This window comes from Microbispora catharanthi, from assembly GCF_006334915.2.
In the GTDB taxonomy this organism is placed as follows: Bacteria; Actinomycetota; Actinomycetes; order Streptosporangiales; family Streptosporangiaceae; genus Microbispora; species Microbispora catharanthi.
The window spans coordinates 71,471-83,158 of the sequence record NZ_VDMA02000028.1; the positions used below are offsets into that span (position 1 = coordinate 71,471).

9 protein-coding genes are annotated in these 11,688 nt (G+C 72.3%); 3 read left to right on the plus strand and 6 right to left on the minus strand.

Features of this window, described 5'->3' with window-relative positions:
* The first annotated feature begins 312 nt into the window (after positions 1-312).
* Both FH610_RS36705 and FH610_RS36710 read left to right on the plus strand, forming a co-directional pair.
* Positions 313-942, plus strand: a complete 630-nt coding sequence (locus FH610_RS36705; protein ID WP_139579830.1) for a polysaccharide deacetylase family protein — start codon at positions 313-315, stop codon at positions 940-942.
* Between the two features lie 52 nt (positions 943-994).
* On the plus strand, positions 995-2,164 hold the full coding sequence (locus FH610_RS36710; protein ID WP_139579831.1) for an endo-1,4-beta-xylanase: 1,170 nt from the start codon (positions 995-997) through the stop codon (positions 2,162-2,164).
* A gap of 160 nt (positions 2,165-2,324) precedes the next feature.
* On the opposite strand, the gene FH610_RS36715 is transcribed toward FH610_RS36710, so the two are convergent.
* The 4 genes from FH610_RS36715 to FH610_RS36730 all read right to left on the minus strand — a co-directional run bounded on the left by FH610_RS36715 (position 2,325) and on the right by FH610_RS36730 (position 9,078).
* Entirely contained in the window at positions 2,325-5,552 is a 3,228-nt protein-coding gene (locus tag FH610_RS36715; protein ID WP_139579832.1) for a type I polyketide synthase, read from the minus strand.
* 315 nt (positions 5,553-5,867) lie between these two features.
* A complete protein-coding gene (locus tag FH610_RS36720; RefSeq protein WP_161628176.1) occupies positions 5,868-6,692 on the minus strand; it encodes a helix-turn-helix transcriptional regulator in 825 nt (274 codons plus the stop codon).
* 166 nt (positions 6,693-6,858) lie between these two features.
* Positions 6,859-8,010 (minus strand): IS701 family transposase, encoded by a 1,152-nt coding sequence (locus FH610_RS36725; RefSeq protein ID WP_139579834.1) that lies wholly within the window; start codon positions 8,008-8,010, stop codon positions 6,859-6,861.
* 30 nt (positions 8,011-8,040) lie between these two features.
* Positions 8,041-9,078, minus strand: coding sequence for a hypothetical protein (locus FH610_RS36730; protein WP_139579835.1), 1,038 nt, complete (start codon positions 9,076-9,078; stop codon positions 8,041-8,043).
* A gap of 219 nt (positions 9,079-9,297) precedes the next feature.
* Between FH610_RS36730 and FH610_RS36735 the strand changes: the two genes are divergently transcribed.
* Positions 9,298-10,794 (plus strand): ATP-binding protein, encoded by a 1,497-nt coding sequence (locus FH610_RS36735; protein WP_139579836.1) that lies wholly within the window; start codon positions 9,298-9,300, stop codon positions 10,792-10,794.
* A gap of 128 nt (positions 10,795-10,922) precedes the next feature.
* Here FH610_RS36735 and FH610_RS36740 read toward each other — a convergent pair whose 3' ends face one another.
* Together FH610_RS36740 and FH610_RS36745 are read right to left on the minus strand one after the other, a co-directional pair.
* On the minus strand, positions 10,923-11,351 hold the full coding sequence (locus FH610_RS36740; RefSeq protein ID WP_041952862.1) for an ATP-binding protein: 429 nt from the start codon (positions 11,349-11,351) through the stop codon (positions 10,923-10,925).
* On the minus strand, positions 11,351-11,686 hold the full coding sequence (locus FH610_RS36745) for an anti-sigma factor antagonist (RefSeq protein ID WP_139579837.1): 336 nt from the start codon (positions 11,684-11,686) through the stop codon (positions 11,351-11,353). Before FH610_RS36745 ends, FH610_RS36740 begins: the two co-directional genes overlap by 1 nt.
* Positions 11,687-11,688 lie beyond the last annotated feature (2 nt).

The following is an 11,688-nucleotide window of genomic DNA, read 5'->3' on the forward strand; positions in this document are numbered from 1 at the left end:
CCTCTCGTGATCGTCTTCCTCCGATCGCCGAAAAGTTTCGGAAGAGCTGCCGGTTGATTTAGGGCAGCAGGGAAGCCGACTCTCACGTGCCACGCGACCGACACCGCGCTGCCCGTGACCTTACGAGCGGTTTTGACCCCTTGACGTACCACAAGCGCGTTCCTATGGTCTGCATTACTTTCGTAATGTCACAGAAACTTTCGGGCATCCTCGTCGCCTGAAGATGGAGTCATCGTGGTCAACCGAAGCCGGCGCCCACGCGGGCCACGTCTTCTCGCAGTTCCACTGGCCGCGATAGGTCTGCTGCTGGGCATGGCGCGTCCGGCCCTGGCGGACGACCCGACCCCCACGGTCGTCGACTCGACCCGCGGCGGCGGGCTGTCGGTCGGCCTCACCTTCGACGACGGCCCGAATCCGCCCGACACGCTGCGCCTGCTCGGCGTGCTGCGCGAGCACCACGTGAAGGCGGTCTTCTGCCTCTGGGGTGACCATGTACGGCAGCACCCGGAGGTCGTCCGGCGGATCGTCGCCGACGGGCACACACTGTGCAATCACGGCATGCGCCACGACGACATGGCGGCCTGGCCGGCGGAGCAGATCCGCGCCGACCTGCTGGAGACGAGCGCCGCCATCCGCGCAGCGGTGCCGGGGGCGCGCATTCCGTACTTCCGAGCCCCGTACGGCAGTTGGGGGCGGACGCCGGCCGTCGCGGCCGATCTCGGCATGCAGGCGCTGGGCTGGCGTCTGGCCATCGGCGACTGGGAGCCGCCGGGCACCGCCGAGCTGATCCGCCGCCTGCGCGAAGGGATCACGCCGGGCGCGGTGGTCCTGATGCACGACGGCGGCGGAGACCGGAGCCAGACCGTCGACGCCGTCGACGCCGTCATCCCCGCGCTTCGGTCGGAGGGATGGCACCTGTCGCTGCCCGCCCGCCGGGGCTGACCTGATCGCACCACCCATCTCCCCCCGTTTCCCCCCAACCCGAGGAGTTCCCTTGCTTCGTCCCGCACTGTCCATCGGCCTCGTGAGCGCCACGGTCCTGCTGGGCGGGGTGACTCTCGCCGGCTCTGCCTCGGCCGAGCCCGGCCCCGCCCCCGCGCAGTCCCAGGCCGTCAAGTACCCCGCGGACTCGCTGCGCGCCCTCGGCGACCGGATCGGCCTGCGCATCGGCACCGCCGTGAACACGGACGAACTCGGCAGCAACGCCGACTACACCCGGATCACGGCCGAGCAGTTCTCCACCGTCACTCCCGAGAACGTGATGAAGTGGCAGTTGGTGGAGCCCAACCGCGGCACGTACGACTGGGCCGCCGCCGACCGGCTGGTCGCCTTCGCGAAGAAGAACAAGCAGCTGGTCCGCGGCCACACCCTGGTGTGGCACAGCCAGCTGCCCACCTGGCTCTCCTCCGACGGCTACACCACCACCCTGTCGAATGACGAGCTGAAGGCCCTGCTCAAGAAGCACATCCAGGACCAGGTGAAGCACTTCAGGGGCGACATCTGGCAGTGGGACGTGGTCAACGAGGCGTTCGACGACGACGGGCAGCCCCGCCAGGACATCTGGTACAAGGCGTGGGGCGGCCTGGGCTACATCGCCGACGCCTTCCGCTGGGCGCACGAGGCCGACCCCAAGGCCCTGCTGTTCTACAACGACTACAACCTCGAGTTCACCGGGCCGAAGAGCAACGCGGTGTACGACCTCGTCAAGACCCTGAAGGCGCAGCGCGTGCCCATCGACGGCGTCGGCTTCCAGGGCCACCTGGACACCCAGTACGGCTTCCCCGACCTGCAGAACAACCTGCAGCGCTTCGCGGATCTCGGTCTGAAGGTGGCCGAGACCGAGGTGGACGTCCGCACGTTCACGCAGGCCCCGCCGAACGAGAACACCCCCACCAGTCCGCTGGCCGCGTACGCCCAGGAGAGCTACTGGTCCCGCGCCCTGCAGGCCTGCCTGGCGGTGCGCGAGTGCATCTCGTTCACCCCGTGGGGATTCGCCGACACGTACTCCTGGATTCCCGGCTGGTTCGACGACCCGCAGGAGGGTGCCGCCCTGTTCTACGACGGGAACCTGCAGCCCAAGTCTCAGTACTACGTGCTCCAGCAGGACCTGGCACTCGCCGCGGGCGCGCCGCACCGGTCCGGCCCGGGCGCGGGTCGCCACTGACCGGTACCGGCAGGCACGGGGCCGCACCCCACGAGGCGGCCCCGTTCGCCGCACTCCGCCGTATGACGCGTGGCGGCGTCCTCTCCACAGGGATGTGCCGCCGGGCGTGACGCTTGTCGGGATGACCAGACCCGCCCGCGGAACGGGCGGGTCTTCCGCGTCAGCGGCCGGAGGCGCGGAGCGAGGCGGCCTCGTACAGCTCGCCGGTCAGGTTGCTCAGCGGGCGGTGCCGCAGCAGTTCGCCCACCCGCACGTGCACGCCTAGGTCCGCCTGGATCTGGGCGCTCAGCTTGGCGGCGAGCACGGAGTCGAGACCGTGCACGGTTATCGGGGAGTCCAGGTCGAGCTCGTCGGGCGACATGCCGAGGATGCGGGCGGAGCGCATCACGACGTATCTGGTGATCGCCGCGGCGGCCACCGACCTGTCCGTGAGCGGCGGGTCCGCCATGCCGTCCCCGTCCGGACCGGCTGCGGCCGCCTCGGCGACGGGGACGGCAGGCAGGGCCGCGACGGGACCGGGCCCGACGAGGGCGGCCGGGCCGGCGATGACGTCCCCCACGGACACGGACGGCACAGAGGACACGGACGACACAGAGGCCACGGATGACAGGGACGACACGGAGGCGGAGGACACGAGCACGGGAGACACGGTCACGTCGTCCCGGCCAGGCGCGGGCTCCACGCCCGGGACCGCCTCCACGCCCGTCACGGTGTACGGCCCGGTCACGGCGGGCAGGGCAGCGGCGGCGAACGCCGGCGCGGCGGAGTCCCGCGGATCGACCCAGAACCGCCGGCGCTGCCATGGATACCCGGGAAGGGGGGTGAACCGTCCCCCCGGATACAACCGGCTCCAGTCGGGATCGCAGCCCTGCACGTACGCGACGCCCAGGGACCGCAGCATGCACTCGAGCCCGGGCTCGTCCCGGCACAGCGAGGGGATCACGGTCCCGGCGCCGGCCGCCGCCGCGATCTCGTCCTCGATCGCCGAGGCGAGCAGCGGATGCGGGCTGATCTCGATGAACAGGACCGGGCCCTCGTCCGGCAGCGCGGCGCGCACGGCGGAGGCGAAGCACACGGGCCGGCGCAGGTTCTCCATCCAGTAGCCGGCGTCGAGCTGGGAGCCGTCGACCATCTCGTCGAGCATCGTCGAGTGCATCGGCACGGCCCCGGGCCGGGGGCGCAGCTCCGCCAACGCCTCGATCAGGTCGTCCCGGATGGGATCCATCTGGGGGGCGTGCGAAGCGTAGGCGACCTGCACCTGCTTGCAGAACGCGCCGTCGCGCCGCAGCCGCTCGACCACCTCGCCGAGCGCGTCGGCGTCGCCCGCGAGCACGCAGGAGTGCACGCTGTTGACGACCGCCACGCAGACCCTGTCGGCGTTCTCGCCGATGGCCTCGCGCGCCTGGAGCTCGCCGACCTGCACCGCCCACATCTCACCGGATCCGCCGAGCCGCGTCAGCAGGCGGCTCCTGCGGCACACCACGGCGGCGCCCTGCCGTACGGTGAGGGCGCCCGAGGCGGTCGCGGCGGCGATCTCGCCCATGCTGTGGCCGATCACGAGGTCGGGGCGGATCCCCCAGGCGGCCCAGACGGAGGCGAGCGCGACCTGGATCGCCCACAGGGCTGGCTGGATCTCGTCGGTCCCGGACAGCGGGCGGCCCTCCCGCAGCAGGTCGATCAGCGACCAGCCGAGCTCGTCGTGGATCGCCCTGTCGCACTCCCGCAGCCGCCGGGCGAAGACGAGGTTGTCGTCCAGCAGGTCCCTCGCCATGCCGGGCCACTGCGCGCCCTGCCCGGGGAAGACGTAGACGACCTTGGGCGTCACGCCGGCCCTCGCCTGCCCGGTGACGACCGACTGGGGGGCCGCCCCGGCGGCGTACGACCGCAGCGCGGCCGCGATCCCCCGGCCGTTCGTGCCCACGACCGCGACCCGGTGCCCGTGGTGACTGCGGCGGTCGCCGGCGCTGAAGCACAGGTCGTGCGGGGAGGAGTTGCTCGGCTGCAGGGCGTCGGCGTACCGGAGGGCCAGGTCGGGCAGCGCGCGCTCGTCCCTGGCCGAGAGCGGCAGCAGGTATGTTCCCGACCGGCGACGGCGGGCCGCCACGACGGGCGGCGCCTCGGCGAGCACGACGTGGGCGTTGGTGGCCGACAGGCCGAAGGAGCTGACGCCGGCCATCGCCGGCCAGGACCGCTCGGGCCATTCGCGGGTGCGGCGGACGAGTTCCAGAGGCATGCCCGGCTGCTCGAACAGCGGGTGGGGCCTGCGCACGTTCAGGGTCGCGGGGACCGTCCGGTGCCGGAGCGCCAGGGCGGCCTTGAGCAGCCCGACCAGGCCCGCCGCGCCCTCCCCGTGGCCGATGTTGGACTTCGCCGAGCCGACCAGGCACCGCTGCCCGGGCTCGCGTCCCTCCCCCATGACCCGGGCGAGCGCGGTCAGCTCGGTGAGGTCGCCCGAGGGGGTGCCGGGGCCGTGCGCCTCGACGTAGTCGATCTGCCCTGGCCGCACGCCCGCGTCGCGGTAGGCCTCGCGCAGCATGGCCTCCTGGCCGCTCACTCCGGCGGCGATGAGGGTGCCGGCGCCCCTTCCGTTGCTGTTGACCGCGGTGCCGACGATGGAGGCGTAGACGCGGTCGCCGTCCGCGAGCGCGCGCCTGAGCGGCTTCAGCAGCAGGGAGACGACGGCCTCGCTGCGCACGTAGCCGTCCGCGTCGGCGTCGCCGAACCTGCAGCGGCCCTCCGGCGACAGGATGCCGGCGTCGGACAGGCCGAGGTAGATGTCGGGGGCCATCAGGAGGTTCACGCCGCCGACGACGGCCATGTCGGTCTGGCCCGCCCACAACTCCCTGCAGGCGAGGTGGACGGCCACCAGGGAGGTCGAGCAGGTGGCCTCGACGCTCATGCTCGGGCCCCGCAGGTCGAACAGGTAGGAGATGCGGCCGGGGAGGTTGCCCCAGTTGCCCCCGCCGATTGCCGCGTGCATGTCGTACATGCCGGCTCCGCGCAGCCGGTCCCAGTAGTCGGACCACAGGCAACTCGTGTAGACCGCCGTACGGCTGCCGGCGAGCTTGTGCAGAGGGATGCCGGCGTCCTCGATGGCCTCCCACGTGACCTCGATGAGCAGGCGGTGCTGGGGGTCGATGCGCAGCGCCTCGTGCGGGGAGATCGAGAAGAACGAGGCGTCGAAGCTGTCGATGTCGTCCAGGAAGCCGCCGGCTCGTGTGCCGATGCCGCCGGCGCCGGGGAACCGTCCCGGCGGAATCTCTCCGACCGCGTCGCGCTCGCCTGCGAGCACGTCCCAGAAGGCGGACGGACCGGAGGCGCCGGGTAATCGGCACCCCGCGCCGATTATCGCGATCGGGTCGCGCGGGGGGACGGACGCCATGCTCATGCGACCGTCTCCTCTGTTCGGACCACTCCGCGCCGGCGTGCCTGCGCGGCTGCGCGGGCACGTGCCGACGGGTACGTCGAGTCCGGGTACGTCAATTCCGGGTACGTGAAGTCATGGTGCACGGGGTCCCCCATTCGGTGGCGAGGTGTGCGGTGACCGGCCCTGTGGTCGGCTGTGGTCGGCTGCGGGAAAAGCCGGGGCATGGACATCCCCGCCCGGCTCCGACGTCACGCAGTGCTTCCACCATCCCGCCGGTGACGTGAGTACGTCCATGGTGAGATAACGAAATAAGCGATAAAAGCGGCTAACTGGGATTCAGGAGGAGCCGGTTCCCGTTTCCTCGGCCAGCGGCAGGTGAATCACCAGCGAGTGCCCCGGGCTGTCCAGGACGCTCGCGACGACGAGACGGAAGGTGCGTCTGCCCAATCCGGGGACGTCGAGTGTCCGCGGCCGCTGGTGCTGCCCCCGCACATGCTGCTCGCGCCACCAGCCGCGGAAGTCGGCGCTGGCGCTCTCCAGGTCGCTCACCAGCTCCTGCATCCTCTGGTCCGCCGTCCTCGTGGCGTATGCCAGCCGCAGCCTCGCGATGACGTCGAGCGTGTCGTCGGCCCAGTTCACCAGTCGCTTCTTGGCCTCCGGATCGGTGAGCATCCACCACAGGATGTTCCTGCGCGGCCGGGGCAGCCCGCCGAAGTCGGTGTACCAGTCGGCGGCGGCGCGGTTCCAGGCCACCACGTCGCCGTACCGGTTGCCGGCGTACAGCGGGAAAGGGCCGTGACCCGCCACCTCCACCACCTGGAAGACCAGCTTCTCGTCCGACTCGTCGAGCCGGTACGCGGCCTCGGCCGGCCCCTGGCCGAACGCGAGGCGGTGGACGTAGGCGCGCTCGTCCTCGCTCAGGCCGAGGACGCGGGCCAGGCTGTCGAGGACCTGCGGGGAGGGATGGATGTCGCGGGCCTGCTCCAGGTACGTGTACCAGGTGGGGCTGAGCCCCGCGAGAACGGCCACCTCCTCCCGGCGCAGGCCCTTCGTACGCCGGTGGACTCCGGTGGGAAGCCCGGCCTCCTGGGGGCTGATGCGCGCGCGACGGCTACGCAGAAACTGAGCGAGCTCCTGTCTGTTCTCGCTCCTGTCGGACAAGGCATCCCCCAACGACTGCCGCAACAAGGTCCGGGTCGTTCAGCGCAAATCGGCTTAACCCATCATTATCGTGGAGCTGTATCGCCGGGTGAAGATGCCGCACCCGCCCCCCCGGGCGAAATATCTGCAATCTTCTCACGCCTTTTTCCCGCCTGTCCCGGAAGTGTCAGGCCGAGCGGTCGGCCTCACTGCGGACCGACCCGAGCAAGTGAAACGCGTGCGCCACCGAGACCAGCGTCACGTGGTGATGCCAGCCCCGATACGACCTGCCTTCGAAGTGACGCAGCCCGCACTCCTCGCCCACGCGGGTCAGGTCGCCGCGCGCCCGCTCCCGCAGCCCGATCAGGCCGATGAGGTCGGGCAGCCGGGCCTGCGTGATGTTGGTCAGCCACAGCCGGGCGGGCGCCTGGCGGCCCGGACCCCACTCCGCCAGCACCCGGGCGCGCGGCCGGCCGATCTCGTACGGCATGCCCGGCCCATGAGGCAGGGACCCGTGCGGCGACACGGGCGTCGAACGGAAGGTGACCCGGCCGTGGCCGTGCCACCAGTTCAGGGTCTGCGCCGACGGCCCGGTGACGGCCGCCGCGATCTCGCCCGCCGTGCGGGACGGGCCCGGGCCGAGCGGAGTGTGCTCGTCAACCTGGACGAGGTAGCGCAGGCCGCGCTCCTCCAGCCCGCGGACCAGCTGTTCCACCCGCCGGTTCTGCCGGGCGTCCACGAGCACGGGCGCGGCGGCGAGCTCCCACCCGGCCATCTCGTCGAGCGCGTCCAGCAGATGCTGCCAGCGCGAGCGGGCGCGCTCGTGCGCCGGCACATGGGTCACCGCGCGCCGCCTGGCGTCGTCGTCCCACGAGCGGGGCAGCAGGAGCCTCCAGTTGACCGGGCAGGCGCCCTCCTGCCCGGCCATCAGTACGGCGAGCCCGAGCTGGCAGTTGAGGACCCGGCCGGCCGAGTGGGCGTACTGCTTGGCGACGCCGACGGAGTGCGAGCCGTTCTTGGGGAAGACGACCTCCTCGACGGTCCAGGCGCGGGGCCGCAGCACGGCGGCCATGTCGTGCGCGAGGAGCCGCCGCACCGGTTCCCAGCGCCAGGGGCTCTGGTTGAGGAACTGCTGGAGGCACTGGTCGGCGGGCCAGCCCACCACCTGTTCCGAGATGCGCCGGATCGACTTGCGGCCCGGCACGCAGTCGAGGCCGCGCACGTACACCTCGGCCCATCGGCGCTGGTCGGACCGGGCGAAGGAGGAGAACAGATGCCGGCAGAACTCGGCCAGCTCCGTGAGATCGGAGGACGCGTAGACGTCCGGAACAGACAACATTGGCGCTCCCGTGATGAGAGGGCGGATCCTTCAGCACGCCATCGGCGTGTCGCTCTCCGCTCGACCGACGCCGTTGTCGGGTGGCGGCTCGTAGCTGTCGATCTCGTAGAAGATGCGGGCGGCGATGCCCGTGGAGTACGGCGCGTAGCGCCTGCGCAGGTTCTGGAAGACCGCCTCGGCCCCCCGCTCGTCGCGGTCGGTGGGCAGGCCGGCCTTCACGGCGAGCCGCATCGTGTCGGCGAAGCTCTGCTCCTCCCTGCCCTGCAGGCTGACCAGCGCCGGATGGACCCGGACGCCCAGTTGCGCCGCCACCCGCTGCAGGCACCGGGTGCCGGTGTCGAGGACGGTGCGGGTGTTGGGCGGGGCCCAGTCGGGAGCCACCGCCTCGGTGAGCGCCGCGGCGTCCATCACGATGACGGCGGCCTTGAGCCAGCACAGCTCCCCGGCCGGGCGCTGGAAGGCGAGCGCGGGGTAGGCCACGTGGCTGGCGCCCACGTCGGCGAGCCACGCCGCCCATTCCGCGAACATGTCGTCGAGGTGGTCCCGCGATCCGGAGCGTACGCACTCCGCGAGCACCGCCTCGGCGTCCGGCGGGCGGACCGCCTGCCCGGCCAGCCGGAGGACGAACCGCTCCCGCCGGCTGAACGCGTCGATGATCCGCATCAGGTGCGCGGTGAACGCGACGAGGATCAGCGCTGACGACAACCACGCGAGGGCGGCGAGGGCGGCGCCGGGCGAGCGCATCAGGAACACCTCGGCGATGTCCTCGGGATGAGGACTCACGCCGTACGCGCCGTAGGCGACCAGCCCGAACCCGGCGAAGGACGCGACCAGCCAGGCGGCCCCCACCGCGAACACCGCCGTCGGCCCGCACATCTCCAGCACCCGCTCCCGATACCTTCCGGGCAGGTGCCTGGCCACGAGGTACGCACCGGCCGCGACCACCCGGACCGTCCGCAGGGCCATGCGCGACGACCGGCCCTGGGGGGTCATCACGGTGCGGAGCACGCTGCTCCAGACCGTGAGGACCAGGGCCACACCCAGCACTATGGGAACTGCTTCGCTCACCTCGGACGCACCCTTCGTGCGATCTTCGCGAATTGGGTCAAAAACGAGCCTCGAATACGGGGCCGCCGATGAACAGAGCCCATCGACGCTGGCATTGCGAATGCCACCACTGGGATGCGCGCCCGCCCGCCCCCGGCATTCCGTTAGTTCGGCATTGACCATGGAAGCGCCGACCGGAAATGGTCATTGCTCATATTCACCTCGACATGGGGAGGAGCCATGACGCCCTGGCCTCAAGTCGGCAGGACGGAACAAACTGCGCAACTGACGAGCGCTCTGGACAGGCCCGCGTCGGGGCCCGTCGTCATCAGCGGCGCCCCCGGCACGGGCCGGACCTCGATGCTGCGGCTGGCGGTCACGCTCGCCGAGCGCCACGGTTATCTCGTACTGCGATTACGCCCCCGGGGGACCGGCGCGATGGCCGCGCTGCGCGGCGTGCTCCCGCCGGGACCGGTTCCGGCGCCCGAGGAGGCGGCGCGGACCCTGCGGATGCTCGCCGGCGGCCGGCGGTTCATGGTCGTCCTCGACGACGCCCACCTGGCGGACCACGAGACGCTCCTGACACTCCGCGCGCTCAACCGGTCGCACACCACGGCCCTGGTGGTGAGCAGGACGGCGATCACCCGGGGCGAGGACGACCCCGCCCCCCGGCCCGATCCGACCGACTGCCTCATGTACGAGCGGGGGCTGGTGCATCTGGTGTTGCCACCGCTGGGGCCGCGTGACGTCGCGGAGCTGTTCACGCGTCTTGTGGGAGGTCCCGTACGGCAGGCCACCGCGGCGGCGCTGCACGCGCTGACCGGCGGCGTGCCGCGGCGGCTGCACGAGCTGGCCGACGCCGGACTGGTCCGGTGCCTGGCGGAGCGGCGCGGCCGATGGGAGATGACCGAGCCGGGCCCGCTCGACCCGGCGCTGCCGCGCGAGGCGGCGGACGCGGCGGCGGCCGCGCGCCGGGCCTGGGCCTGCCTCGGCCTGGATCAGGCGGAGGAGCTGTGCCGGGTGGCGCTGTGGCAGCGGGCGGCGTCCGACGTCGCCGACGTCTGGGCGGTCGTCCTCCTGCTGCGCGGCCGCGGGAAGGAGGCCGCCGCGTTCCTGGACTCGCTCCCCCCGTCCGCCGCCGCGGACGGCGACGACGCCGAACCCGCGCGGCTCACGTTCGCTCGCGCCCTGGTCACGGCCTTCGGCCTCGGCAAGCCGTCCGAGGCGGCCGATCTGCTGCTCCTGCGGGCTCTGGCGGCCCGGCCCGACCGGGACAGCCGCCGCGACCGGCACCTGGCGCAGCGGGCCTGGATCCTGGCGGTGACCGGCGCCGCGGAGCCCGAGGCCAACCTCGACCGCGGCGACCGGGAGACGGCGCTGTTCGTGCACGCGGCGCAGGCGGCGCTCGCCGCCGACCTGCCGCAGCAGGCGGTGCTCCACCTCCGCCGGGCGCTCGCCGTGTCGGAGGGGTGCCACGTCGAGTCGGCCTGGCTTCCGGCCTACCTGCGCGGCGAGCTGACGGGTGCGCTCGCCCGCGCGGGGCGTCCGGTGTCCGCGGCGGCCGCCGACCGTGCTCAGGAGCCGGTGGCCGCGGCCGTCGCCGCGATGCTGCGCGGCGCGCGGGCGACGGCCGGCCCGGACCTCCGCGAGGCCGCCGCGGCCGTGCCGAACGGCGCGGAGACGGGACGGAGCAGGACGGCGCGCACCCCCGCCCGCGACGAGGTGCCGGCGCGGTGACCATGGCCGCCGGTGGTGAGCACACCACCGGCGGCCTACGAGGTGCCCGTGCGGCGGGCGAGCACGGAAGACGAGACGAGCGGGGGCCGCGGCGGCCGCCCGCTCGTCTCGTCTCGTTTCGTTTCGTCTCACTCTCCCTCGCGCGGAGTCCTCCGCATGACGAGGATGTTGCGGTTGCGCCCGCCGACGCGGTCGTAGACGAACTCGTCGAGCCGGCCCAGCGCCAGGAGCAGGCCGTACCCGCCCTCCTCGCGGAGGGCGGGATCGGCGGCGAGCCGGGGCGCGGGGTCGTATCTCGTCGGGTCGAACGGCGGCGCGTCGTCCTCGACGCGCACCCACACCCGGTCGGTCTCCACCCCGCCCTCCAGGTCGATCACACCACCGCGGCCGCCGTAGCCGTGCTGCGCGATGTTCGTCGTGATCTCGTCGGCCGCGAGGCGCAGCCAGTACGCCTGCCGGGTGTGGAGGGTTCCGGTGCGGGCCAGCGTCAGGACGAACTCGGCCACCCTTCCGGCGAACGACGCGCCGGCGTCCAGTCGGAGTCGGCACCCGATCATCAAGCCTCCGCGGACTCCCGCTCGACGGACTCCTGCATCACGACGGTACGGTCGAAGCCGGTCATCCGGATGGTCTCCGCGACCTCCTGCCGGGTGCCGACCAGCACGATCTCCGCGCCCCTCGGCAGCTTCTGGTGGGCGAACAGCAGGCAGCGGATGCCCGCCGACGACATGTACGTCACGTCGGAGACCAGCAGCACCAACCGGCGCACCTGGGCGGCGACGGCATCGGAGATCAGCAGGTTGAGCCGGGGCGCGGACCGTCCGTCGAGCTCCCCGGAGAGCCGGATCGTCGCGGTGCCCTCGTCGATGTGCATCTTCGCGTCGAGCGTCATGC